General features: G+C 71.1%; 25 protein-coding genes. 6 read left to right on the plus strand and 19 right to left on the minus strand.

Translation table 11 applies throughout. The annotated features are described in order from the left end of the window. Window positions 1–6: 6 nt before the first annotated feature. Together E3N83_RS09610 and E3N83_RS09615 are read right to left on the minus strand one after the other, a co-directional pair. A complete protein-coding gene (locus tag E3N83_RS09610; protein ID WP_151083055.1) occupies window positions 7–711 on the minus strand; it encodes a L,D-transpeptidase in 705 nt (234 codons plus the stop codon). After that, on the minus strand, window positions 708–1,505 hold the full coding sequence (locus E3N83_RS09615; RefSeq protein ID WP_151083056.1) for a ParA family protein: 798 nt from the start codon (window positions 1,503–1,505) through the stop codon (window positions 708–710). Before E3N83_RS09615 ends, E3N83_RS09610 begins: the two co-directional genes overlap by 4 nt. Window positions 1,506–1,565: 60 nt before the next feature. Between E3N83_RS09615 and E3N83_RS09620 the strand changes: the two genes are divergently transcribed. Next, window positions 1,566–2,366: an SDR family NAD(P)-dependent oxidoreductase gene (locus E3N83_RS09620; RefSeq protein ID WP_151083057.1), complete on the plus strand. Its 801-nt coding sequence runs from the start codon at window positions 1,566–1,568 to the stop codon at window positions 2,364–2,366. Window positions 2,367–2,408: 42 nt separating this feature from the next. Further along, the gene (locus E3N83_RS09625; RefSeq protein WP_151083058.1) at window positions 2,409–2,642 is read left to right on the plus strand and encodes a hypothetical protein; all 234 of its coding nucleotides are present in this window, start codon (window positions 2,409–2,411) and stop codon (window positions 2,640–2,642) included. A 67-nt stretch (window positions 2,643–2,709) separates the two neighbouring features. Here the strand turns inward: E3N83_RS09625 and E3N83_RS09630 are convergent, their stop codons facing one another. The 7 genes from E3N83_RS09630 to E3N83_RS09660 form a co-directional block, all read right to left on the minus strand. Then, complete coding sequence (locus tag E3N83_RS09630; protein WP_151083059.1) at window positions 2,710–3,327, minus strand: MarC family protein; 618 nt, start codon at window positions 3,325–3,327, stop codon at window positions 2,710–2,712. Between the two features lie 38 nt (window positions 3,328–3,365). Further along, the gene (arcC, locus tag E3N83_RS09635; RefSeq protein WP_151083060.1) at window positions 3,366–4,292 is read right to left on the minus strand and encodes a carbamate kinase; all 927 of its coding nucleotides are present in this window, start codon (window positions 4,290–4,292) and stop codon (window positions 3,366–3,368) included. A gap of 13 nt (window positions 4,293–4,305) precedes the next feature. Beyond that, window positions 4,306–5,310 carry an ornithine carbamoyltransferase gene (locus tag E3N83_RS09640; RefSeq protein WP_151083061.1) on the minus strand — a complete coding sequence of 335 codons (1,005 nt, stop codon included), beginning with the start codon at window positions 5,308–5,310 and terminating at the stop codon, window positions 4,306–4,308. 27 nt (window positions 5,311–5,337) lie between these two features. Next, entirely contained in the window at window positions 5,338–6,600 is a 1,263-nt protein-coding gene (locus E3N83_RS09645) for an arginine deiminase (protein WP_151083062.1), read from the minus strand. A 14-nt stretch (window positions 6,601–6,614) separates the two neighbouring features. Further along, window positions 6,615–8,102, minus strand: coding sequence for an arginine-ornithine antiporter (gene arcD, locus E3N83_RS09650; RefSeq protein WP_151083063.1), 1,488 nt, complete (start codon window positions 8,100–8,102; stop codon window positions 6,615–6,617). Window positions 8,103–8,240: 138 nt separating this feature from the next. Further along, the gene (locus tag E3N83_RS09655) at window positions 8,241–8,873 is read right to left on the minus strand and encodes a DUF6758 family protein (protein ID WP_151083064.1); all 633 of its coding nucleotides are present in this window, start codon (window positions 8,871–8,873) and stop codon (window positions 8,241–8,243) included. A gap of 33 nt (window positions 8,874–8,906) precedes the next feature. Beyond that, complete coding sequence (locus E3N83_RS09660) at window positions 8,907–9,470, minus strand: histidine phosphatase family protein (RefSeq protein WP_151083065.1); 564 nt, start codon at window positions 9,468–9,470, stop codon at window positions 8,907–8,909. Window positions 9,471–9,519: 49 nt separating this feature from the next. Here E3N83_RS09660 and E3N83_RS09665 point away from each other — a divergent pair, with 49 nt between their 5' ends. Then, the gene (locus E3N83_RS09665; RefSeq protein ID WP_151083066.1) at window positions 9,520–10,704 is read left to right on the plus strand and encodes an MFS transporter; all 1,185 of its coding nucleotides are present in this window, start codon (window positions 9,520–9,522) and stop codon (window positions 10,702–10,704) included. Here E3N83_RS09665 and E3N83_RS09670 read toward each other — a convergent pair. The 3 genes from E3N83_RS09670 to E3N83_RS09680 all read right to left on the minus strand — a co-directional run bounded on the left by E3N83_RS09670 (window position 10,691) and on the right by E3N83_RS09680 (window position 11,974). After that, the gene (locus E3N83_RS09670; RefSeq protein WP_151083067.1) at window positions 10,691–11,224 is read right to left on the minus strand and encodes a MaoC family dehydratase; all 534 of its coding nucleotides are present in this window, start codon (window positions 11,222–11,224) and stop codon (window positions 10,691–10,693) included. The two genes, E3N83_RS09665 and E3N83_RS09670, sit on opposite strands and share 14 nt — an antisense overlap. Before the next feature lie 74 nt (window positions 11,225–11,298). Then, window positions 11,299–11,487: a DUF5302 domain-containing protein gene (locus E3N83_RS09675; RefSeq protein ID WP_151083068.1), complete on the minus strand. Its 189-nt coding sequence runs from the start codon at window positions 11,485–11,487 to the stop codon at window positions 11,299–11,301. 55 nt (window positions 11,488–11,542) lie between these two features. Next, entirely contained in the window at window positions 11,543–11,974 is a 432-nt protein-coding gene (locus E3N83_RS09680) for a YbjQ family protein (protein WP_151083069.1), read from the minus strand. A gap of 133 nt (window positions 11,975–12,107) precedes the next feature. Here E3N83_RS09680 and E3N83_RS09685 point away from each other — a divergent pair, with 133 nt between their 5' ends. After that, window positions 12,108–12,728: a hypothetical protein gene (locus E3N83_RS09685; protein ID WP_151083070.1), complete on the plus strand. Its 621-nt coding sequence runs from the start codon at window positions 12,108–12,110 to the stop codon at window positions 12,726–12,728. Window positions 12,729–12,740: 12 nt separating this feature from the next. On the opposite strand, the gene E3N83_RS09690 is transcribed toward E3N83_RS09685, so the two are convergent. After that, window positions 12,741–13,787: a DUF2332 domain-containing protein gene (locus E3N83_RS09690; protein WP_151083071.1), complete on the minus strand. Its 1,047-nt coding sequence runs from the start codon at window positions 13,785–13,787 to the stop codon at window positions 12,741–12,743. Between the two features lie 16 nt (window positions 13,788–13,803). Next, window positions 13,804–14,994 carry an acyl-CoA dehydrogenase family protein gene (locus E3N83_RS09695; protein ID WP_151083072.1) on the minus strand — a complete coding sequence of 397 codons (1,191 nt, stop codon included), beginning with the start codon at window positions 14,992–14,994 and terminating at the stop codon, window positions 13,804–13,806. A gap of 173 nt (window positions 14,995–15,167) precedes the next feature. On the opposite strand from E3N83_RS09695, the gene E3N83_RS09700 reads away from it, so the two are divergent. Both E3N83_RS09700 and E3N83_RS09705 read left to right on the plus strand, forming a co-directional pair. Then, window positions 15,168–16,358 carry an endonuclease/exonuclease/phosphatase family protein gene (locus tag E3N83_RS09700; protein ID WP_151083073.1) on the plus strand — a complete coding sequence of 397 codons (1,191 nt, stop codon included), beginning with the start codon at window positions 15,168–15,170 and terminating at the stop codon, window positions 16,356–16,358. A 43-nt stretch (window positions 16,359–16,401) separates the two neighbouring features. Beyond that, complete coding sequence (locus E3N83_RS09705; protein WP_151083074.1) at window positions 16,402–17,385, plus strand: hypothetical protein; 984 nt, start codon at window positions 16,402–16,404, stop codon at window positions 17,383–17,385. Here the strand turns inward: E3N83_RS09705 and E3N83_RS09710 are convergent, their stop codons facing one another. From E3N83_RS09710 to E3N83_RS09730, 5 genes are read right to left on the minus strand one after another with little or no spacing between them, the layout of a single operon-like run. Next, window positions 17,386–18,726 carry a phospholipase D-like domain-containing protein gene (locus E3N83_RS09710; protein ID WP_191908038.1) on the minus strand — a complete coding sequence of 447 codons (1,341 nt, stop codon included), beginning with the start codon at window positions 18,724–18,726 and terminating at the stop codon, window positions 17,386–17,388. Between the two features lie 20 nt (window positions 18,727–18,746). Next, entirely contained in the window at window positions 18,747–19,865 is a 1,119-nt protein-coding gene (locus E3N83_RS09715) for a hypothetical protein (RefSeq protein ID WP_151083076.1), read from the minus strand. A gap of 3 nt (window positions 19,866–19,868) precedes the next feature. Then, window positions 19,869–20,105 (minus strand): DUF6752 domain-containing protein, encoded by a 237-nt coding sequence (locus tag E3N83_RS09720; RefSeq protein WP_238343143.1) that lies wholly within the window; start codon window positions 20,103–20,105, stop codon window positions 19,869–19,871. Beyond that, on the minus strand, window positions 20,102–21,682 hold the full coding sequence (locus E3N83_RS09725) for a class I SAM-dependent methyltransferase (protein ID WP_151083078.1): 1,581 nt from the start codon (window positions 21,680–21,682) through the stop codon (window positions 20,102–20,104). Before E3N83_RS09725 ends, E3N83_RS09720 begins: the two co-directional genes overlap by 4 nt. A 9-nt stretch (window positions 21,683–21,691) precedes the next feature. Then, complete coding sequence (locus tag E3N83_RS09730; protein ID WP_151083079.1) at window positions 21,692–22,798, minus strand: hypothetical protein; 1,107 nt, start codon at window positions 22,796–22,798, stop codon at window positions 21,692–21,694. Window positions 22,799–23,008: the final 210 nt, after the last annotated feature.

A 23,008-nucleotide genomic window follows, 5' to 3' on the forward strand; every position in this document is an offset into this window, starting at 1 on the left:
GCCTGCTCAGGCGACGACGACGACCCTGGTCCCGACCGGGGCGAAGTGCCACAGCGCGACGGCGTCCGGCTTCCACTGGCGGATGCAACCGTGCGACTGGGGCGTGCCCAGCTGGCTGACGGTCTGCACCAGGTGGCCGTCCTTGACCGGGATCGAGTGGAAGCCGATCGCGGCACCGGTCGGACCGGCGGTGAAGACCACGAAGTACTGCATGGTGCCGGAGTCGTCGATGCCGATGGCGTGCCGCTCCCGCTGGGTGACGGCGTAGTGGCCCGGCTGAAGGTTGTCGGTCAGGCTGCCCGAGGCGAGGTAGGTCCGGCGGGTCGTGTCATGGGCGCCCACCAGCCAGACCCGTTGCAGGTGCTGGCTGAACACGATCCGGCGGCCGCTGCCGCTGGCCGCCGGTAGCGGGGCCTGCGTCGTGGCGTCGGACCGGCCGCCGCTGGTGGTCGGCCCCAGTGGCGTGGTGTCGGTGCCGGTCGGCCCGGTGCTCGTCGACGGGGCCGGCGCCGTGGCGGACGGCGTGGGCACCGTCGGCCGGCTCTGCTGGTACGACGCCTGGCGGGCGACCGGGTCGGCCAGGGCCGTGGTCCCCCCGCCGCCGAGGATGCCCATCCCGGCCAGACCGGTCAGCGCCGTGACCACGACCGCCGAGCCGAGGGCGGCGATCCGCCCGTAGCGGGGTCGGGTGGATCCTCGGTGACCGGTCATCGGCGCCCCTTCCCGGTGGTACGACGCCGGCCGGCCCGCTTCATCAGCGTCTCGGCGACGTCGCGGTAGGCCTTGGCGCCCTTGCTGCTGCGGCTGGTGGACAGGATCGACCGGCCGGCGGCAGGCGCCTCGGCGAACTTGATCGTCTTGGGGATCGGCGGCTCGATCACCTCGAGGTCGTAGGTCTCCGAGATCGTCTCCAGCACGGTCCGCGCGTGGTTGGTGCGCCCGTCGTACAACGTCGGCAGGACGCCCCACACCTCCAGCCCGCGGTTGGTGAAGCGGCGCACGTCGTGCACGGTGTCGAGCAGCTGGCCCACGCCCCGGTGCGACAGGGTCTCGCACTGGAGCGGGACGAGCACCCCGTCGGCCGCGGTCAGCGCAGCGACGGTGAGGACGCCGAGTGAGGGCGGACAGTCGAGCAGCACCCAGTCGTAGGTGGTGGTCTCGGCGAGGTCCTCGAGGGCGCCCTTGAGCACGTGCTCGCGGCCGGTGCGCGTCAGCAGGTCGGCCTCCGCGCGGGCCAGCTCGATGGTGGCCGGCAGCAGGTCGACGCCGTCGTCGGTGGCCAGCACCACCTCGGCCGGGTCGAGCCCCTTGGTCAGCACGTGGTGGATCGAGAGCTCGAGGTCCTCGGGGTCGATGCCCAGCGAGAACGTCAGGCAGGCCTGCGGGTCGAGGTCGACGAGCAGGACCTTCTGTCCGAGCTCGGCGAGCGCGGCGCCGATCGAGGCGACCGAGGTCGTCTTGGCGACGCCGCCCTTCTGGTTGGCGACCGCGAGTGTGGTGGTCATCGCCTCCCATCATGCCGGACGAAGTTGCCCAGACCCGGCAGGCCGGGTTGGCTGTGGCCCATGTCTCCCGCCTCCTCCCCGTCACCGCGCGAACCCGCCACCCGCCCGCTGGCCGTCGTCACCGGCCCGACGGCGGGGATCGGGCGGGCCTTCACCCTCCGGCTGGCCGACCGGGGGTACGACGTCCTGCTGGTCGCCCGCGACGAGGAGCGGCTGCACGCGCTGGCCGACGAGCTGGCGGCGACCTACTCGGTGACCGCCGAGGTGCTGGTCGCGGACCTGTCCGACCGCGCCGGGATGGCCCTGGTGGAGGCCCGCCTCGCCGACGAGTCGCGGCCGGTCGACCTGCTGGTCAACAACGCCGGCTTCGGGCTCAAGCGACGCTTCCTCGACAACTCCGTGGAGCAGGAGCAGGCCGCGCTCGACGTGCTCGTCACCGCCGTCATGCGGCTGACCCACGCGGCACTGGGCCCGATGGTGAAGCGCGGCTCGGGCGGCATCATCAACGTCGCCAGCGTGGCGGCTTTCCTGCCCCGCGGCAGCTACAGCGCGGCGAAGGCCTGGGTCACGACGTTCGGGGCGTGGGCGTCGCGGGAGTACGGCCGGCAGGGCGTCCACATCATGACCCTGTGCCCGGGCTTCACCCGCACCGAGTTCCACGAGCGGATGGACGTCAAGCGCGAGGCGGTGCCGCGGCTGCTCTGGCTCGACGTCGACCGCGTCGTCGACGGTGCCCTGGCCGACTGGGACGCCGGCAGGGCGCGCTCGATCCCCGGGAAGCGCTACAAGGTGATCGCCGCGGTCAGCCGGCACGCCTCGCTGCCGGCGTTCCAGCGGCTGCAGTTCCTCGGACGACGTTGAAGGCCCCGGGCAATGGGTCGGAGCGGGGCGCTGCAGCATCTGATGTACCGGTCAGCCGATGGTTCGCTCACCGGGTCGGGGATCTGGTCGCTCGCGGTCGGCACTCTCTTGGTGCTGAGCGCCATCGGCAATCTGGCAGGACGCGGGCCGCTGGGAAGACGCGCGGCGCAGAACTACCCGCGGTCCCTGGTGGTCGCCGGAGGCATCTTCGGGTTGCTTGTCGGCAGCTTCTTCCTCCTGGAACCTTTCCTGGCTAAGCCCGGCGTTCTGTACTGACCAGTTGAGCCCCGGACGGGGCTTGGTCTTTCGTTTTTCCTCGCGGGTCGCGGCCGGGACCGAGGGCTCAGCTGTAGGCCTTGATGAAGGCGTGCACGGCGTCGGCCACCAGCTGGACCGCGATCGCGCTCAGCAGCAGCCCGGCGATCCGGGTGACCAGCAGGATCCCGGACTCGCGCAGCAGCCGCAGGATCGGGATCGAGAACGTCATCGCCAGCCAGATACACAGGTGTACGGCGACCACGGCCGCGCCGACCGCCAGGAAGTCGCCGACGTTGTGAACGTGCTTGGAGAACACCATCGTCGCGACGATCGCGCCGGGCCCGGCCAGCAACGGCGTGCCGAGCGGCACCAGCGCGACGTTGGTGTCGCCCTGCGCCATCGGCTCGTCGCCGCGGCCGGTGAGGAGCTCGAGCGCGACCAGCAGCAGGAGGAGACCCCCGGCGCACTGGAGCGCGGGCAGCGAGACGTGCAGGTAGTCCAGGATGCTCTGGCCGAAGAAGGCGAACACCAGGATCACGACCAGCGAGACCAGGACGGCCTGCCGGGCCGCGCGCCGTACTCGCCGGGGCTCGTAGCCGCCGGTCAGCGACAGGAAGATCGGCACCGTGCCGACCGGGTCCATGATCACGAACAGCGTGACGAAGGCGCTGGTGAAGATCGAGGCGTCGAAGATCCGGTCCACGACGGCAGGCTAGCGACGTGTCGGGCCCGGGGCTCAGATCAGGTGTGGGCCACCGCCAGCGCGGGCCGGACCCGGGTGCCGCCGCGCCCGTCGACCAGCTCCGCGATGTCGCCCAGCGAGCCGATCACGGCCTCGTGACCGGTCTCCCGCACGAAGCGGCACGCGGCGCGGACCTTGGGACCCATCGAGCCGGCCGGCAACGCCATCGGCTCGAGCTCGTCGGGCGTGACCTGCTCCAGCCGACGCTGCCCCGGCGTGCCCCAGTAGGCGTAGACACCGTCGACGTCGGTCGCGATCACCAGCAGGTCGGCACCGAGCTCGCGCGCCAGCAGTCCGGAGGCGAGATCCTTGTCGATCACGGCCTCGACCCCGTGCAGGTGCCCGTGCTCGTCGTACACCGTCGGGATGCCGCCGCCACCGGCACAGATCACCACCGTGCCCATCTCGAGCAGCTGCCGGATCGGCCGCAGCTCGAAGACCCGGCGCGGCTCCGGGCTGGCCACCACGCGCCTGAAGTCGGCGCCGTCCGGGGCGATCGCCCACCCGTCGTCGCGGGCGTGCTTCTCCGCCGTCCAGCGGTCGTAGACCGGCCCGATCGGCTTGGTCGGGTGCGCGAACGCCGGGTCGCGCGGGTCCACCTCGATCATCGTGAGCACGGTCGCCAGGGGCGTCTCCACCGGCAGCAGGTTGCCGAGCTCCTGCTCGATCACATAGCCGATCATCGCCTCGGTCTCGGCGCCCAGCACGTCGAGGGGGTACGGCGCGACGTCGTGGTACGCCTCCGCCTGGAGGGCCAGCAACCCGACCTGCGGCCCGTTCCCGTGCGCGATCACCACCTCGTTGCCCGGCACCACCTGCGCGATCCGATCGGCGGCGGTCCGGATGTTGGCCCGCTGGTTGGCCGCCGTCATCGGCTGGCCACGCTGGAGCAGGGCGTTGCCGCCCAGGGCGATCACGATCCGCATCGACACCGCCCCCTCAGCCCAGCGCCGCGACGAGCAGCGCCTTGATCGTGTGCATCCGGTTCTCGGCCTGCTCGAAGGCGATGTTGGCCGGCGACTCGAAGACGTCCTCGGTGACCTCGATCCCGTTCTTCAGCAGGGGGTACTGCTCGGCCACCCGCGCCCCGACCACCGTCTCGGAGTTGTGGAAGGCGGGCAGGCAGTGCATGAACCGCACCCGCGGGTTGCCGGCGGCGGCCATCAGCTCGGCGTTGACCTGGAAGGGCAGCAGCAGGTCGACCCGCTCGCCCCAGCTCTCGACCGGCTCGCCCATCGACACCCACACGTCGGTGTGCACGAAGTCGACCCCGGAGACCGCGGCGACGGGGTCGTCGGTGACCGTGATCCGGGCACCCGACAGCTCAGCGAAGCCGCGGCACATCGCCACGTGCTCCTCGCTCGGCCACAGCTCGCGCGGTGCCCCGATCCGCACGTCCATGCCCAGCTTGGAGCCCACCAGCAGCAGCGAGTTCGCCACGTTGTTGCGGCCGTCGCCCACGAACGCGTAGGAGATCTGGTGGATCGGCTTGTCGGAGTGCTCGGTCATGGTCAGCACGTCGGCGAGCATCTGCGTCGGGTGGAACTCGTCGGTCAGCCCGTTGAAGACCGGCACCCCGGAGAACTCCGCCAGCGTCTCGACGTTGGCCTGGCTGGACCCGCGGTACTCGATCGCGTCGTACATCCGCCCCAGCACCCGGGCGGTGTCCTTCATGGACTCCTTGTGGCCGATCTGCGAGGACGACGGGTCGATGTAGGTGACGTGCGCCCCCTCGTCGTACGCCGCCACCTCGAACGCGCAACGGGTCCGCGTGGAGGTCTTCTCGAAGATCAGGGCGATGTTCTTGCCGCGCAGGTGCTGGTGCTCCACCCCGGCGTACTTCGCCCGCTTGAGGTCACGCGCCAGGTCGAGCAGGTAGTGCAGGTCCCGCTCGGAGTGGTGCACGAGGCTGAGCAGGTCGCGGTTGCGGTTGTTGAACGGCATCGGGGGTTCCTTCTCGTGAGGGGCGGGTCAGTAGACGGGGTCGCGCAGGATCGGGCAGGTCATGCATCGGCCGCCACCGCGACCGCGGCCGAGCTCGCCGGCCGGGATGGTGATCACCTCGACCCCGGCCTTGCGGAGCAGGGTGTTGGTGAAGGTGTTGCGGTCGTAGCCGACGACGACGCCGGGTTCGAGAGCGACGACGTTGTTGCCGTCGTCCCACTGCTCGCGCTCTGCGCCGAAGCGGTCGCCGCCGGTGTTGACGACCCGCAGGTCGATCCCGAGGGCCGCCGAGAGCGTTGGCACGAAACCGGACTTCTCCCGCCGGATGTCCAGCCCCGACGGGGACCCGTCGTCGGGCCGCAGCGTGAACGGCACGATCGCGTCCGTCATCGGGGCGAACGTCGTGACCAGGTCCGCGTCGCAGAAGGTGAACACCGTGTCGAGATGCATGGCCGACCGGGTGCGCGGCAGGCTGGCCACGATCACCTGCTCGGCCGCCCCCGCCTTGAACAGCCGCCGCGCGACCTGGGTGATCGCCTGCTGCGAGGTCCGCTCCCCCATGCCGATCGCCACGATCCCCTTGCCGATCGGCATCACGTCGCCGCCCTCGAGGGTGGCGAGTCCGTGGTCGTGGGGGTTCCCGTCCAGATCGCCGAGCCACACGTCGTACGCCGTGTCGGCGAAGGCCGGGTGGAACCGGTAGATCGCCGTGGTCAGCAGCGTCTCCTGGCGCCGCGCCGGCCAGTACATCGGGTTCAGCGTGACGCCACCGAAGATCCACGACGTGTTGTCGCGGGCGAACAGCGTGTTCGGCAGCGGCGGGAGCACGAACGCGGCCTGGTCGGTGCCGTCACGCAACGCGGTGACGAACGGCCCGCCGAGGTCGTCGGGCACGTCCCGCCAGGCCACGCCGCCGACCAGCAGGTCCGCGAGCCGGGCAGACGGGACCCCGTCGAGCCAGGCCCGGATCTCGTGGGTCAGCCCGGGGCCCACGAGGTCGTCGGTGATCTTGCGGTCCAGCACCCAGGAGCGGCCCTCCGGCGTCGCGACGACGTCGGAGAGCAGCTCGTGGGTCTCGAGGACCTCGACCCCGCGGTCGCGCATCTTCGTGACGAACTCAAAGTGGTCCCGCTTGGCGCGGTCCACCCAGATCACGTCGTCGAAGAGCAGGTCGTCGCACGTGTCCGGGGTGAGCCTCTGGTGCGCCAGTCCGGGCGCACACACGAGCACTCGCCGCAGGCGGCCGGCTTCCGACCACACACCGACACGGGGTCGTAGGTCCTCGATCATCGTCCTCACTCCCCTCAGACCGACACGTAGCCCTGGATGAAGCCGACGATCGCGGCCACGGACCCGATCGCGACCACACCGACCAGGACCTTCTCGATCGAGGTGAACACCAGCTCGCGGCTCTCCTTGCGGGCCCAGACGAAGAACGCCGTGCCCACGAGGTAGAACAGCGCCGCTACGAGCACGTACTGCCAGCCACCCGCGTAGACCAGCCACACGGCGTACGCGAGGCCGAGCGAACCGACGAGCAGGTCACGGGTCCGGCCCGCGCCGTGCTCGTAGGTCTCACCACGCAGGGCGAGCATGACCTGGTACGCCGCGGACCACAGGTAGGGCAGCAGGATCAGCGAGGTCGCGAGGTAGATCAGGTCGGTGTAGGTGCTGGAGTTGAACAGAGTCCAGACCAGCATCAGCTGGACACAGGCGTTGGTCAGCCACAGTGCGACGTGAGGCGCACCGTGGGTGTTCTCCTGGGCCAGCACCTTCGGGAGCACGTGCTCGTTGGCCGGCAGGCGCAGGATCTCCACGCTGAGCAGGATCCAGGCCAGCAGGGCTCCGAGCAGCGAGACCAGCAGCCCGATCGAGATGAAGCCGGCACCCCAGCTACCGACCTGGTCCTTCATCAGGGCCGCCATCGACGGGTCGGAGAGACCCGCGATCTTCGCCTGGGCCATCAGCCCGTAGGACAGCAGGTTGACCATGAGGAGCAGGGCGAGGACGCCCACGAAGCCCAAGATCGTCGCGCGTCCGACCTCGCTGCGCTTGGCCGCGCGCTGGGAGTAGACCGCCGCACCCTCGATGCCGATGAACACCCAGACGGTGACCAGCATCATGTTCTTGACCTGGTCGAGGGTGCTGCCGAGCGAGGCGCCGTCGATCTGGGTCGAGTGGCCCCAGATGTCGGCGTTGAAGATGCCGGCCTTGAAGCCGACGGCCGCGATCGCGATGAAGGTGACGATCGGGACGACCTTGGCGATGGTGACCACGGTGTTGACCAGGGCCGCGCTGTGCACGCCGCGCAGGGTCAGGGCATGGACCACCCACAGGACCACCGACGCCAGCAGGATCGGCCGCCAGGTGTTGCCGCCCTCGAACGACGGCCAGAAGTAGCCCAGCGTGGAGCCCATCAGGACCAGGTAGCCGACGTTGCCGACCCAGGCACTGACCCAGTACCCCCACGCGGAGGTGAAGCCGACGTAGTTGCCGAAACCGGCGCGGGCGTAGCCGTACACCCCGCCGTCGACGTCGGGCTTGCGGCTGACCAGGGTCTGGAAGACGAAGGCCAGCATCAACATCCCGAGTCCCGTGATGCCCCACCCGATGACCAGGGGCCCGGGGGCGGCGCTACCCGCCATCTGGGACGGCAGCGCGAAGATCCCGCTGCCGATCATGGATCCGACCACGAGGGCGGTCAGGGCCGCGAGACCCAGGCCGACGCGACGCTGCGGAGGCTGCTCTCCGGACGATGCCTGCTCGACATGCCGGGTGAGAACGTGACTCATCTCCAGCTCCTTAGACACTGCCGGACCGGAAGTCCGGCACTTCCGACGCTAAGGAGCGCCTGCGGGTGCGGTCAGAGTCGCTCGTCCCACCCGGGCCGCCACAGGTCACCGGGTCGTGTGATCCCGCTCACGCGGGGGTCACCACGTGGGCCGGGGGCCTCCGAACCCCAGCTCGACCAGCGGTGGACCGATGCCGGAGACGTCGCGCAGGATCCACTCGTCGCGGAGCAGCAGCATCGCCGGGGCCGGACGCAGGACCACCCACAGCCACCGGCCCCCGGCCTCGCCGACGAAGACCGAGCGGTCGAGCTCGGTGTCGGCGGACGCCGTCGACACCGGCCAGAGGGGTACCGCCTGGGTGCCGATCCGGACCCGCGCCTGAGGCGGCCCGGCGCCGACCTCCGGACCGGGATCCAGCTCCCGGATCCCCGCGCATCGCGCGCCGAGGCCCACGCCCGACTCCTCGCTGACCACGAACACGTCCACCGGGCCGTCGAGGGCGCTGGTGCCCGAGCTGCAGGTCATCGTGGCGCGGGCCGGCTGCTCACCGACGACCGCGAAGTCGCTGACGACCCAGCCCGGGCTCATCGGCCAGGGCAGCAGGGTGGGAAAGTCACCCGCGTCGGCGAGCATCACCACGAACTCGTCGTACGACGACTCGACCGGGCGGCGCAGCGCCGGCGTGGGGCCGTGCTCGGGGCAGGCCCAGCCGCCGCCCGGCACGGGTGCGACCGGAGCGGGGCAACGCGGGCACTCCGTCGGGAGCGGCATGGGGTCCACGGTCGCGGGCCGGCGCCACCGAGGTCAAGAGTTCCAGCGCTGGACCACCGGCGTCTCGCGCTCCCAGGCGAGCACCGAGACGGTGGCCGTGTCGAGCCGCAGGTGGCGGCCGTCGGTGACCGGCAGCTCCAGCCACCGCGCCGCCAGGGCCCGGAGCGAGTGTCCGTGCCCGAAGACCAGGACCCGCCCCTCCGCGGCCCGGCACCGGGCCACCACCCGGTCGAGCCGGACGCTGACGTCGTCGGCCGTCTCGCCGCCGGGCACCGGCCCGGACCAGATCGTCCAGCCCGGGTAGGTCGTCCGGATCTCCGGGGTGGTCTCTCCCTCGAGGTCGCCGTAGTCCCACTCCGCGAGGTCCGGGTCCACCTCGGCCTCGGGGTGCCCGGCCAGCCGGGCGGTCTCACGCGCCCGTCGCCGCGGCGAGGTGAGCACGAGGGAGAACTGGTCGTCGTCGAGCCGGTCACGCAGGCCCGTCGCCACGGCCTCGCCGTCCTCGGTGAGGGGGAGGTCGGTGGTCGAGGTGTGCCGCCCGTCGCGGCTCCACTCGGTCTCACCGTGCCGGATCAGCCACACCTCGTCGCATGCCATGGAGCCAACCTAAGCCAGCCTCCCGGCCGGTCGTGCCACGATGCCGGTCATGGTGTCGACCTCCGAGACGAGCACCGCCGAGGACCGGCGCGCCCGCTCCGCCGGCGCTGCCGGCTTCTTCACCCAGGGCTTCGTCTTCATCAGCCTGACCACCCGGCTGCCCACGGTGCAGGACCACTGGGGCTACAGCGACACCACGTTGTCGCTGCTGCTCCTGATGATGGTGCTGCTCGCGGGTCTGGGCACGGTCCTCGCCGAGACCGCCTGCAAGCGCGTCGACAGCGCCGTGATCCTGCGGGCCGGCCTGCTCGGCATCGCGGTCACCGTGCCGGTCTTCGCGCTCGCCGGCGACCAGGTGGTCTTCATCGCCTCGATGGCCGGGTACGGCGTGGCGCTGGGCGCCGTGGACGCCACCACCAACATGCAGGCGGTCGCGGTGGAGCACCTGTACGGCCGGCCGATCCTGCCGTCGTTCCACGGCGCGTGGACCCTCGGCGGCGCCACCGGCGCCGCGGTGGCGCTGGCGATGGGTCACCTGCCGCTCTCCGCGACCGCGGCCGTCGCCGTCGTACCCCTGGTGGTCTCCTTCGCCCCGTTCCTGCGGCGGGCGGAGCTCTCGGTCCAGCAGTCGGCCGGCGTCGAGGTGCCGTGGCGACCGATCATCCTGGTCGGGCTGGCGATGGTGCTCTTCTACATGGTCGACACGGCTGCGTTCACCTGGGGACCGCAGTTCCTCGACAAGGTGTTCACCACGCCGCACCAGCTGGTCGCCCTGGCCGTCTTCCCCTACCTCCTGGCCAGCGGCGCGTGCCGGCTGGCGGGCGACACCGTGGTCGCCCGGTTCGGCGCCGTGCCGGTGCTGCGCATCGGCGCCGTCGTGGCCAGCCTCGGCCTGGCCGTGACCGTCTTCTCGCCCTCGTGGCCGGTCGCGGTGGCCGGCTTCACGGTGATGGGCGCCGGCGTCGCCGTCGTCGCGCCCCTGAGCTTCTCGGCCGCGGCCCGGATCGCGGGCACCGGTTTCGAGGGCGAGGACGACCCGGCGCTCCGGCACGCGCGGGTCGACGCGGTGATCGCGCGGTTCAACCAGTTCAACTACGTCGGCGCACTGCTCGGCGCGGTGATGACCGGCCTGGTCGGTGCCGGCAACCTGCGGCTCGGCTTTGCCGTGCCCATGGTGCTGATCCTCGCCCTGATCCCCTTGGCCCGGGCCTTCGCACCGGTCAGGCCGGGCTAGTCCCCGGCCAGTTCTTGTCCGGCTGCGGAACCGGGCGACCGGGCTGCTCGCCGCCTCGTGCCTCGAGGTAGCTGTCCTTGGGCACCATCACCTTGCGGCGGAAGATGCAGACGACCTTGCCGTCCTGGTTGTAGCCGATCGTCTCGACGTGGACGACCCCGCGATCGTCCTTGCTGGTCGACTCCCACTTGTCGAGCACCGTGGTCTCGCCGTACAGCGTGTCGCCGTGGAACGTCGGTGCGACGTGGCGCAGCGACTCGATCTCGAGATTGGCGATCGCCTTGCCCGAGACGTCCGGGACGCTCATGCCGAGCAGGATCGAGTAGACGTAGTTGCCGACCACGACGTTCTTGCCGAACTGCGTGGTCTCCTCGGCGTAGTGCGCGTCGAGGTGCAAAGGGTGGTGGTTCATGGTGAGCAGGCAGAACAGGTGGTCGTCGTACTCCGTGACCGTCTTGCCCGGCCAGTGCCGGTACGTCGCGCCGACCTCGAACTCCTCATAGCTGCGTCCGAACTGCATGGCCCACATCCTGCCGCAGGCCAGGGCCGGGCTCGACCACGGCTGCCGTGGGATACCTCACGGCTCGGCCAGGGTCAGGACCCTCCGCCACCGGCCTTGCGGCGGTGCATCTTCGGGCCGGTGCCGCCGTGCACCTCGGAGCCGTGCGCCTTCTCCTTGAGCGGAGCATCCTCGGCGACGCCCTTGGCCTTGGCGTTCTTGCGGTCCAGGGCCTCGCGCATCTTGGCCTTCAGGTCGTCGTTGGCGTGGTTGTCCTGGTTCATGCCACCCACCATGCCACCCGACCGGTCGCGGGTCGAGCGGGTTCCCCGCGACGCCCTACTGGACGGGCTGACCGCCGCCGTAGGGGTCCTGCTGCGGCGCCTGCTGGGCGGGCTGCCCGGCCGGCTGGCCGTAGCCGAGGCGCTGCGCCGTCTCGCGGGCCGCGTCGGTGACGGGTACGGCGACCACGGCGGTGCCGTAGGCGCAGATCTCGGTCCAGGTGTCGCCCATCTCGGAGGTGTCGAAACGCATCGCGATCACCGCGTTGGCACCGCGGTTGCGGGCCTCGTCGATCATCCGCCCCATCACCTCGTTGCGGCTGTTCACGAGGTTGGACGTCATCCCCTTGAGCTCACCGCCGACCAGCGACTTGAAGCCCGCCCCCATCTGCGAGAAGGCGTTGCGCGACCGGACGGTCAGTCCGAACACCTCGCCACAGACCTGGCGGATCTCCCAACCTGGGATGTCGTTGCTGGTGACCACCAACATCGTGGACGCTCCTTCTGCGGGCCGGCCGCGCTCGCGGGCCCCCTTCGGGGCCGATCACGACAGAGCGTAGGGGACCCGGCAAGCGCTCACAGAAGGACGCGTCAGCCCGCTCACGATGGCGTATCCTCCGACCATGGGTATGCAGCGCACGCCGGCCCGGGCCCGACTGGCCGGACTCACGGCCGTGGCCGCGCTCGCGCTGTCCGCGTGCGGGTCCGCCAGCAGCACCACCGCCACCGACCCCGGCGCCGGCTCCGGCACCCCGACCGCCCCTGTCACCCACAGCCCGTCCCTCGACGTGGCACCCGCGAGCGGCCCGGTGCTCAGCGCCGGTCGCTTCTCGTTCCACGCCCCGCAGGGCTGGGCCGACGTCACCGACCGGGCCGAGACCGGCGTCGTGCTCTCCGCCGCGAACCCCACCGACGACAACCCCCTGATGATCATCGTCCGCCACCGCGCCCAGGCGCCGGGCTCCGTCACCGCCGCGGCGAAGGCCGCGGCCCGGCTGTTGGCGGCCGCCGGCGGCACCGACATCCGGACCCGCCCGGCCACGAACGTCGGCGGCAACCGAGCGGCCCACGTCGTGGCCACCCAGACCAAGCCCGGCAGCCACTACCAGCTCGACGCCTACTACGTGCTCACCGGCAAGGACGCGTGGGTGATCACGTTCGCGACCAACCAGTACACGACGCCCTCGCACCGCGACGCGATGCTCGCCTCCGTGCTGGCCACCTGCCACTGGGCCGGCGCCTGACCGAGGGCCACGTCACTCCACGGTGACCGGAAGTCCGTGCGGCGCCATCGTCCCAAGGATCCTGCGCCGGCCGCCCCCGGGCCAGCTGTGCGCACAGACGAGGAACTCGTGCGGCGAGTCCGGCGTCCGTCGGGTGGGCTCGGCGAACAGGTGGAGCAACGGCGAGTCCTCGTCGGCCGCGGCCCCGAGCTCGTCGAGGCGGGCCAGGATCCGCGCCCGCTCCTCGACCGCGACGTACTGCCACAGCACGCTGTGCCACAGGACCGTGGTCGTCCCGGCTTGAAGGGTCAGCGCGTCGACGAAGTCCCCGGCCGCCTGGCGTCGTACGTCGTACGCCGTGCCGGACGCGATCCGGAAGGCGCCGCGGAGCCGCTCGAAGCGGGCCACCTGGTCGGGCCAGACGTAGGCCGTCAGGGCCAGCCGACCCTCGGTGGACCGGACGTCGATCGGCATCACGTCGCTGCCCAGCCGCTCCACGACCCGGGGGACGACCCCCGGAGGAGGCGCGCCGGCCCAGGCCGGGTCGAGCACCACCGGCGCGTCGTCCGGCCCCAGCGCGCCGCCCTTCCCGACGTACCGGAACCGGTCGACGAGCAGGTTCAGGCCGCCGGACGAGCCGATCTCGAACAGTCGCACCGGCAGCGGCCGGCGCCTCCCGGCCTCGAGCAGACCGGTCATCAGCGCCGCGGACCGGCCCACGTCGTTGGTCTGGGGTGGGCGGTCGAGCCACTCGCGGACCGCCTCGGGCTGCTCGGCGAGGAGCTCCCGGAACACCGGCCAGCCGTGTTCGGGATCCCAGGTGCCGCCGACCGTCGGGTAGAACGCCGCCAGCGCACCGGCGCGACGCTCGAGCACCAGACGGTGCACGCTGCCCAGCAGCCGCAGCGCCAGCCCGGACGGACCCGGGTCGTGCTCGTGGCCGGAGAGCACCGCCACCGAGGGCCCACCGGCGTCGAGGTCGTCGGCGAGCCGGCGCAGGAGCCCGTCGTACATCCGCGAGCCGAGGTTGCGACAGCCGCGGGCCTGCTCCCGGAAGCGTTCGGCCTGGGGATGGCTCACGCTGCGACCCTCCCCCTCAGAGGCGGTAGTCCTCGAGCAGGCGGCGGCCGATGATCATCCGCTGGATGTCTGCGGTGCCTTCGCCGATCAGGAGCATCGGCGCCTCGCGGTAGAGCCGCTCGATCTCGTACTCCTTGGAGAAGCCGTAGCCGCCGTGGATCCGGAACGAGTCCTCCACGACCTCCTTGCAGTACTCGCTGGCGAGGTACTTCGCCATCCCGGCCTCGAGGTCGTTGCGCTCGCCCTTGTCCTTGGTCCGTGCGGCCCGGACCATCATCTGGTGCGCGGCCTCGACCTTGGTCGCCATCTCGGCCAGCCGGAACAGCACGGCCTGGTGCTCGGCGATCTTCTTGCCGAACGTCTCGCGCTGCTGGGCGTAGGCGACACCCAGCTCGAAGGCGCGGTTGGCGACGCCGCAGCCGCGGGCCGCGACGTTGACCCGGCCGACCTCGACGCCGTCCATCATCTGGTAGAAGCCCTTGCCGGGCGCACCACCCAGGATCTGGTCGGCGGAGATCCGGTGTCCCTCGAAGACCATCTCGGTGGTGTCGACGCCCTTGTAGCCCATCTTGTCGATCTTGCCGGGGATGGTGACGCCCTGGGCGGTCTCCCCGAAGCCCGGCTCCTTCTCCACGAGGAACGTCGTCATATTCCTGTACACCGAGTCGGCGCCCTCGTCGGTCTTGACGAGCACGGCGACCAGGTTGGCCGAGCCGCCGTTGGTCAGCCACATCTTCTGACCGTCGATGACGTAGTCCTCGCCGTCCCGCACCGCCTTGGTCGTGATCGCGCTGACGTCGGACCCGCAACCCGGCTCGCTCATCGAGAAGGCGCCACGCACCTCGCCGGCCGCCATCCGCGGCAGGTACTTCTGCTTCTGCTCCTCGGTGCCGTGCTGCAGGAGCATCCAGGCCACGATGAAGTGGGTGTTGATGATGCCGCTGACACTCATCCAGCCACGGGCGATCTCCTCCACCGCCAGGGCGTAGGTGAGCAGCGACTCCCCCAGGCCGTCGTACTCCTCGGGGATCATCAGACCGAACAGGCCCAGCTCCTTGAGCCCCTCGACGATCTCGGTGGGGTACTCGTCGGCGTGCTCGAGCTCGGTCGCGACGGGCAGGATCTCCTTCTCGACGAAGGTGCGCACCGCCTTGAGGATCTCCGTCTGGTCGTCGGTGAGCCCATCGGTGTGGCAGAGGCGACCCATGGCGTCGTCGCGTCCTTTCGGTCGGGAGCGTGGCGGCGACCAGTATGTCCGCGCCCGGGCGGGGGGCGGAACCGACTGTGACTTATTCGTGAAGGCGCGGGATCCGCCGGTCGTCGGTATGATCGGCCCCCTGAGAAGGCGCCTCTGGCGCGCGTCGACGGCTGGAGGCTCTCGTGGGACGGCATGCGGGATCCCGCAACACCGCGACCCCGGCCCCACGAGCCGCAACGCAGGGCAGGGCGACCGGGGGCCATGCCGACGGCCAGGCCCGCACCCCGGTCTGGCCCTTCGCGCTCCTCGCCACGATCGCCCTGGTCGCCTGCTCCCTGGCGCTCGTGCTCCGGGCCGGAGACCAGCCGGCGATGCCGAAGGTCGACCGCGCGGCCTCGTTGACGGGCATCAACCGTCCGGCCGCCGACACCGCCCGTGGCGCCGACCGCACCGCCGGTCGCTCGTACGCCGTACGCCACGGGGTGCGGCTGGCGCCGGTGCACCCGGCGTTCTACGCGATGAAGACCAAGATGGCCGCCCGAGGCTACGTCCTGCGCACGTCGGCGTCGGGCGCCACCGCGACCTTCGGGGTCAGCTCGTTCAACCTGCTCGGCGCCGGGCACACCGCCGGGGCGGGCGGCTACGCACCGGGTCCGGCCCGGATGGGCGGGGCGGTCAGCCTCCTGCGCGCCCACGACGTCAGCGTGGCCGGCCTCCAGGAGTTCCAGGCGGAGCAGTTCCACGCCTTCGAGGCGATGCTCGGCGGCACGTACGACGCCTACCCCGGCCTGTCGCTGGGCGTGCAGCCCGTGCAGAACTCCATCGTCTGGCGCCGCGCCGACTGGACCCTCGTCGAGGCCCACACGATCTCGATCCCCTACTTCCACGGCAACCGCGTGCCGATGCCCTACGTGCTGCTCCGCAACGTGCACTCCGGCCAGGACGTGTGGTTCTACAACTCCCACAACCCCGCCGACGCCCACGGCCCGGCCGGGCACTGGCGGGCCATCGCCACCTCGATCGAGGTCAACCTCGCCCGGCAGCTCACCGCCGACGGCACCCCGATGATCGTCACCGGCGACATGAACGACCGGGAGCCCTTCGCCTGCCCGTTCGCCGCAGGCTCGGGCTTCCACTCCGCCGACGGCGTCTACTCCGACGGGGCCGGTTGCCACTACGTCTCGCGGACCAACGTCGACTGGGTGTTCGGCTCACCCACCCTCGACTTCTCCGGCTTCGTCACCGACCGCTCCAGCCAGACCCGGCGGATCAGCGACCACCCCTTCGTCAGCGCCCGCGTCACCGTGCCGGCCACCGTCGACCCCCGCTGCCGCAAGGCACCCGGGTTCGGCTGGTTCTGCCCCCAGCACTGACCGGGACCATCCACCGACCGAGCGCACCGGACAAGGGACATTCATGGCACAACGCGTGGTCTTTCACATCGGCCTGATGAAGTCGGGCACGACCTTCATCCAGGGCCGGCTCAACGCCAACCGGGCCCGGCTGGCCGACCAGGGCATCCTCTTCCCCGGCCCGAGCTGGGCACGCCACGTCCGCGCCGTCTCGGACCTGATGCAGGCCAAGAACCGCAAGCCCGGCTCCTGGGCCAGCCTGACCGAGGAGATCAACGACCACCCCGGCACGGCCATCGTCTCGATGGAGTACCTCGCCCCGATGGGCGGGCCGCGGATCGCCGCCCTGCGCCGGGCCTTCCCCGACACCGAGGTCCGGGTCGCCGTCACCGTCCGCGACCTCGGCCGCAGCGTGCCTGCCATGTGGCAGGAGGCGATCAAGAACCGGCGTACCTGGGAGTGGCCGGAGTACGTCCGCTCGATCGAGACCGGCGGTGACGCGGGCGACCGCTTCTGGCGCCAGCAGCACTCCGCCAGGATCGTCCGTCGCTGGGCCTCCGGCGTCGGCGCGGAGAACGTCCACATCGTCACGGTCCCGCCGCCGGGTGCGCCCGGGGAGACCCTCTGGAACCGGTTCGGCGAGGTCGCCGGCATCACGCCCGACTCGTGGGACGAGGCGCCCCGGGCCAACGAGTCGCTCGGCGCGGCGTCCACCCTGGTGCTGCGCGAGCTCAATCTCGCCACCGAGGACCTCCCCCTGGCCGCCTACAAGAAGAAGGTCAAGGCCCTCGGGAAGCACGTCATGGGCAAGCGTCGCCGCGAGGAGGACCCGATCGGGTTCGTCGTCCCCGACTGGCTGCGCCAGGAGTCCCAGAAGATCCGCAACCAGCTCGAGCGCAGCGGGGCGCCCGTCGTGGGCGACCTCGACGACCTGCAGCCGCTCGACGTGGCCGGCATCGACCCGACCCAGGTCGACGACCGGGCCCAGCGGGACGCCGCCGTGGCCGCCCTCGCCGGTGCCCTGCGCCAGGTGCGCCGGATCAGCTGATCAGTCGTTCTCCCAGGCCGGTCCGCCGGCCTTCGGCTCGGCGGTCACCGTCGACTCCGGCTCGGTCGGCACGAGCACGCGCGCCCCGGGCCGGACCGTCGTGGTGGTCGGCGGCGGCGGCGAGGGTGGCCGGTTGGGGTAGGGGATGTAGGCGACCAGCTTGGAGTGCTTGGCCCACATGCTGTCGAAGTCGTTGATGTACTGGGCGTACGCGCGGGCCCGGCGCATCTCGAAGATCTCCTCGTCGCCCCGCAGGCCGTCGATGTTCCAGTTGCTGGAGCCGGTGACCACCATCTTGGTGCCGCGGTTCTTGCCGAAGTTCCCCGAGATCAGCAGTTCCTTCTGGTGGGTGTACAGGTCGATGAAGCCGTCCAGGTTGGTGTCGTATCCCGTGGTGTGCACCGGGATGTAGCCCCGCTGGGTCGAGTTCTTGAAGACGGCGCGCACCGAGGCACCCGAGATGCCGTACATCAGCTTCACGTCGCAGCCCGCGGCGTACAGCGCCCGGATCTTGCGCGCGAGGTAGGTGCCGCGCGGGTCGTTCCACGCGTGCATCACGACGCGTACGACGGTGTGGTGCACGGCGTTCCCGGTCCCCGGAGCAGCGTTGAGGCAGTGCACGTTGTCGAGGATCTTGATGATCGGGTCGTGGTGTGGCCCGCCGTTGGGGTACGGCGTCGCCTCCAGCTTGTAGTCCTTGCCGATGTTCTGGACCAGGAACGCGGGGTGCGCGGGCTTGTCACGGCGCATCTGCTTGAAGAGCAGCCGGAACGCCTTGGTCAGGCCACGGGTGTCGTTGCGCACCCACAGGTCGTTGTACTGGTTGATCGCCGAGTTGCCGGTCAGGTTCACCGAGCCGGTCATCACCGTCTGGTGGGCGGCACCGGTGTGGGAGAACAGGTAGAACTTGGTGTGGAGGTTCTCGCCGTGCGAGCGGCAGCCGTGGCTGCACTCGTAGGCGAAGCTCTTCTTGAAGCGGTTGGTGCCCAATGCCTTGTGCAGCATCCGCTGGGCCGGGGTCACCTGGTGGTCGTTGAGCAGCACCTGGACGTGCACGCCGCGGGCGTGGGCCTGGATCAGCTTCGACGCGACGTACTTGCGGTCGAAGGAGAACAGCGCGATCCGGATGAAGGACGTCGGCTTGGCGTGCTCGATCGCCGCCACGATCTGCCGGTGGAGGACCCACTCCTTGGAGCCGGCCCGCGGGGTGTTGAAGAACGCACCCTCGGCCGGCTTCCACTTCGGCTTCGGCTTCGGCTTCGCGGCCGCGGCCGTCACCGATGACTTCGTCGTGTCGGCGTGGGTCGGCACCGTGAGGCCGCCCGCCAGGACGACCGCCACGATGAGTATCAGAACCCGCTTCACGTTGGGCTGTCCTTCCTGACCTTCGACGCCACTCCCCGGGCAAACCGCGCCACGCTAACACGCGACCCTGAGGCTTCCATCTCTTTGCGCAGCGCGTTGCGCTGCCGTGTGAGCGTCCTCACCTGCACCATCAACGCGGCGATCACCCGGACCGCCGAGTCCAGCTGCTCGGCGTCGCTGACCTCGGACGGGTGGCGACGATCGCTGACGTCCGGCTGCTCGAGCAGGGCGAGGTCTCCGACCACGTCGTACTCGCCGGTGCGCAGCATCGCCAGGGCCTGCTCGCCGCGGGTGGTGAGCTCCTCGATCGTCTCGGCGTCCGGGCGGAACCTCTCGCCGCTGGTCGCCATGATCTGCGGTCCGGCCAGGAAGCCACGGATCCAGGTGCCGCGGTCGGTGGGCGCCGTGAAGCCGGTGAGCAACGGGTTGATCCGGCGCAGCAGCTCGGTCTCGACGATGCCCAGGGAGGTGTTGACCTTCTGCTGTGGCATCTCGACCGCCACGCCGGCGTGGCCGACGACGGTGAGGAGCCGGGTCAGGAGCTCGGTCGGGTCCGGGCCGCCGGGCGTCATCGGCAGCACGTGGATGCGCTCGTGTGGCACCACGGAGCCCCAGCGCGCCAGCACGTCCGCGAGGTCGAAGCTGGCCCAGCCCCACTCGTCGGCCGGGTCGTAGCGCTTGCGCGGAGGGTAGTCGTCGATCGGCTTGCGGCCGCCGTTGCGGACCCACTCCTGCCAGCGCGAGATGCCGAGGTCGAGCATCGCGCGCGCGGTGACGATGACGTGCACCTCTGCATCGGGGAACGACCCGACCGCGCGCCGCACCTGTCGGCGCGAGGCGGAGCCGAAGAACTCGTGGGTGATCAGTACGTCGCCGGGCCAGGCCCGTGACTCCGTGACCAGGTCGTCCCACGGAGAGTCGGTGTCGCCCGGGCGCTCGCTCAGGGTGGAGTGTCCCAAGATGTCGAGCGAGGCCAGGAGGTGGCGCCGCTGGTGACGACCCGGCAGCAGCAGCCCGGCGTCACCGAGCACGCCCTTGTTCAGCCACAGCGCCTTCTGGAGGTACGTCGTGCCGGTCTTGGGCAGGCCGATGTGCAAGAAGACCTTTCCGGTCACTGCTCAGTCACCGGTTCTCCAGCGCAGCGGCTCGTTCACGTCGGCACGGTAACGCGCCAGGATCGCCTCCACCGCCTCGTCGTCCCGGTCGGCCGCCGGCAGCAGCAGCTCCATCATCACGTCGCACAGCTCGGCCAGCCTCAGGTTGACCTGCCGGCACTCCTGAATCTCGGCCTCCATCTCGGCCAGCCGGTCGCCCAGCCGGGACAGGTCGCGGTAGTGCTTGGAGAGCTTGCTCATCGGTCCCATGTGACCACCCATCTGGAGAACGGCGTCGCGTCGGCGTGGCCCGCGACCGGTTGTTCGTGCTGGTCGAGCTGCTGCTCCTCGACGACCGTCCCGCCGAGCCGCTGCACCTGCTCGCGGAAGCGGTCGAGGGCCAGTGGGGGCAGCCCGGCTCGCCGGGACTCGGGGTCCGAGCTGCGCATCTGGAGGTAGAGCCGACCGGACCCACGGGTCACCATCTTGGCGAGCCTCAGGAGGTTGTCCCGGCCGACCGCGTCCGTGGCCTCGAGCACGTGCCGGGCCAGCACGACCCGGGGTCCCGGGGTGCGGCTCAAGGTCGCGCCGGTCAGCAGCACGGACCGGAGCTCGTCGAGGTTCAGCCACTCGAACGACGCAGTGAGTCCCTTGTTCCGGGCGCGCCGGTCGGCGGCGCGGAAGTCGCGCGGGAAGTAGTCGAGCCCCCAGGCGTCGACCCCGCGCCGGGCCAGCCACATCACGTCTCGTCCGGACCCGCAGCCGACGTCGACCGCGGTCCGGACGTCCGGCTCGCGCTCCAGCATCCACTTCACCAGAGCACTCGGCTCACGGTCGGGCACCTGCCCGCCGGTGCGCCGGAACCTCTCCCAGCGGGCGTCGAGACCGACCCGCGTGCCCCGGAACCAGCCGGTCAGGCGCCGGCGTACGGCCTCCGGGGTCTCGAACTTGTACGCCGGGTCGGGGACCCGCCAGCCGGGACCGTACATCGCCTCGAGGAGGTGCTCGGGGGCGTGCGGTGCCGGGAAGACCCGGCCGGCCAGGGTCACCTCGGAGCGCGGCTCGAGCCACTCCTCGGAGAACGGATGGCCCACCTCGCCCATCAGGTAGAGGGTGCCTTCCCGGATCAGGCCGCCGAAGACGTCCAGCCCCCGCGGCGAACCGTCGGACTCGCGGACGATCACCTTGAACGCCAGGCCGCTGTGCCGGACGACCTCGTAGCCCATCGCCAGCAGCCGGCGGTGCAGCCGGAACGACTCGAGGATCGCGTCGACCGGGTGCTGGTGGGCGCTCACGTAGGCGAGGTCGGCATCGGAGTCGTGCCCGATGAAGGTGCCGTCGCGGACCGCGCCGAGCAGTGTCCCGTAGGCCAGGAAGGGCTTCACGCCCGCCTCTTCGAGGGCGGACAGAACCGTGCCGATCGCATCGAGGAGAGGTTCGAGGTGCTCGGCGCTGCGGCTGGTGAACAGCCGGCTCAGCCGCATGCTCTTGTCCAGGCCCATCGGGTTGCCCTGGGGGTCCGCAACGGTGATCCGGCCGTCGCCCGAGCCGAGCCGGACGGTCTCGACGTACAGCGGATGGCCGCTCACGTGGTCGACCAGGGACAGCTCGGTGGTGCCGTCGAGGAAGCGGCGCAGGACCGGCGGCCAGGGGTGGACGACGTCAGCACCGCGCACCTCGGTGTCGCGCTGGAGCCAGAAGGAGAAGATCCGGCGGTCGTCGAACATCACGTCGATCGGGAAGTCCCCATCACCGCGCAGGGTCATTCCCTCGTCGGTGACCGTGACCGAGGTCAGGGCGTGCGGGGTCGTCGCGCCACCCTGCTCCGTCCCGCCCACGCGGACAGGTTAGCGACCCCAACGGTAGGCACGACGCAGCAGCCTGGCGCTGTCGGCCACGAGGTCGTCGAGGCCCTGGGGCGCCTGCCGCACGTCCTTTCCGAGCATCCGGGCGGCGTGCTCACGGGTGCACTCGGCAGCGCGACGGACCAGCTCGCTGGCGGGTGCTGCGGCCTGCTCGGGGTGGTCGAGCTCGACCGGGACCGGCAGGTCGTCGAGCGTGCCGACGACGTCGTACCCGCCGGTCCTCACCGCGTCGCGGATCCGCTGGTTCAGCCCGCGGGCGAACGCCGCACCCCTGCGGTCGAGCTCGGGCCGGCCCTCGGTCTCGCGCAGGGGCGCCAGCACGTCCCTCGCCAGTGGCCGCATGCCCTTGCGGTAGAGGCGGGGCTTGACGTCCTCGAGCAGGGGGTTGAGCCGGCGCAGGAAGTCGCACGACGCGTAGCCGAGCGACGTGTTCTCCTTCGCCTCCTCGAGCACCGCGTCGCCGACCGGCACCCGGGCAGCGGTGCAGAACCGGTGCCACAGCTCCTCGCGCGGAGCCTCCGGTCCGGGCAGCGTCACCACGGTCAGGCTGCCGACGCGCGGGTCCGCGGACCACCGGTCCAGCACTCCCACGACGTCCTGGGCCCGGGAGAAGGTGCGGGCCGCGCGGGACTTGCGGTCGGGGCTCCAGGGGGCGTGGTCGATCCGGCGCAGGTACGTCGCCCAGTCGTCGGTCCCGAAGTTCCGGGTGAAGGTCTGCCACTGGGCCGGGATCGCCCGGAACTGGTCGCGCACGGTCAGGACGACGTCGACCGGCAGGCCGGCGAACGGGTCGAGGAACAAGGAGAGCTGGTCGTCGGAGGCGAAGCCGAGGAACTCCATCGAGATGATGCCGGCCTCACCGTCGAAGTCGCGCGCCTCGTCCACCAGAGCCTGCCAGCGCTGGTGGCGTCGCGGTCGTGTCGGCCTGCGGTAGACGTCACGCACGGCCTTGGCCTGGCGGCCGAAGGTGCCACCGAGGTAGCGGGCGCCCGCCCGGTCGAGCACCTCCGGGCTCGACATCAGCGCGGACTGGACGAAGCTGGTGCCCGACTTCATGGTGCCGATGTGGAGAACGACCCGCTCGGCCACGCGCCGCCCCTCCTGACCTGGTGCCTTCGCTGACTTTCCGGTGCGAAGCGTCTGCGCGGACCGGACTGCCGGGTCATGCTAGCGGGAGGCACCACGGCCCCCGACGACCTGCGGCAAGCCGGAGCGTCGTGTTGCGTGAAGACGACACGCGGCGATCTCGGTAACGATCCGGTAACGGTTGGCCCACCCCGGGGTCAGTCCCGCCGACCC

The organism is Nocardioides cynanchi, from assembly GCF_008761635.1.
Classification (GTDB): domain Bacteria; phylum Actinomycetota; class Actinomycetes; order Propionibacteriales; family Nocardioidaceae; genus Nocardioides; species Nocardioides cynanchi.

Bases quoted from the DNA above. Each gene is read 5' to 3' on its own strand.
- E3N83_RS09720 (WP_238343143.1), bottom strand. From the start codon at position 20,105: ATGAGCAAGCTCTCCAAGCACTACCGCGACCTGTCCCGGCTGGGCGAC.
- E3N83_RS09705 (WP_151083074.1), top strand. From the start codon at position 16,402: ATGGCACAACGCGTGGTCTTTCACATCGGCCTGATGAAGTCGGGCACG.
- E3N83_RS09645 (WP_151083062.1), bottom strand. From the start codon at position 6,600: ATGATCGAGGACCTACGACCCCGTGTCGGTGTGTGGTCGGAAGCCGGC.
- E3N83_RS09610 (WP_151083055.1), bottom strand. From the start codon at position 711: ATGACCGGTCACCGAGGATCCACCCGACCCCGCTACGGGCGGATCGCC.
- E3N83_RS09675 (WP_151083068.1), bottom strand. From the start codon at position 11,487: ATGAACCAGGACAACCACGCCAACGACGACCTGAAGGCCAAGATGCGC.
- E3N83_RS09615 (WP_151083056.1), bottom strand. From the start codon at position 1,505: ATGACCACCACACTCGCGGTCGCCAACCAGAAGGGCGGCGTCGCCAAG.
- arcD (WP_151083063.1), bottom strand. From the start codon at position 8,102: ATGAGTCACGTTCTCACCCGGCATGTCGAGCAGGCATCGTCCGGAGAG.
- E3N83_RS09680 (WP_151083069.1), bottom strand. From the start codon at position 11,974: ATGTTGGTGGTCACCAGCAACGACATCCCAGGTTGGGAGATCCGCCAG.
- E3N83_RS09685 (WP_151083070.1), top strand. From the start codon at position 12,108: ATGGGTATGCAGCGCACGCCGGCCCGGGCCCGACTGGCCGGACTCACG.
- E3N83_RS09655 (WP_151083064.1), bottom strand. From the start codon at position 8,873: ATGCCGCTCCCGACGGAGTGCCCGCGTTGCCCCGCTCCGGTCGCACCC.
- E3N83_RS09625 (WP_151083058.1), top strand. From the start codon at position 2,409: ATGTACCGGTCAGCCGATGGTTCGCTCACCGGGTCGGGGATCTGGTCG.
- E3N83_RS09620 (WP_151083057.1), top strand. From the start codon at position 1,566: ATGTCTCCCGCCTCCTCCCCGTCACCGCGCGAACCCGCCACCCGCCCG.
- E3N83_RS09640 (WP_151083061.1), bottom strand. From the start codon at position 5,310: ATGCCGTTCAACAACCGCAACCGCGACCTGCTCAGCCTCGTGCACCAC.
- E3N83_RS09695 (WP_151083072.1), bottom strand. From the start codon at position 14,994: ATGGGTCGCCTCTGCCACACCGATGGGCTCACCGACGACCAGACGGAG.
- E3N83_RS09660 (WP_151083065.1), bottom strand. From the start codon at position 9,470: ATGGCATGCGACGAGGTGTGGCTGATCCGGCACGGTGAGACCGAGTGG.
- E3N83_RS09670 (WP_151083067.1), bottom strand. From the start codon at position 11,224: ATGCAGTTCGGACGCAGCTATGAGGAGTTCGAGGTCGGCGCGACGTAC.
- E3N83_RS09665 (WP_151083066.1), top strand. From the start codon at position 9,520: ATGGTGTCGACCTCCGAGACGAGCACCGCCGAGGACCGGCGCGCCCGC.
- arcC (WP_151083060.1), bottom strand. From the start codon at position 4,292: ATGCGGATCGTGATCGCCCTGGGCGGCAACGCCCTGCTCCAGCGTGGC.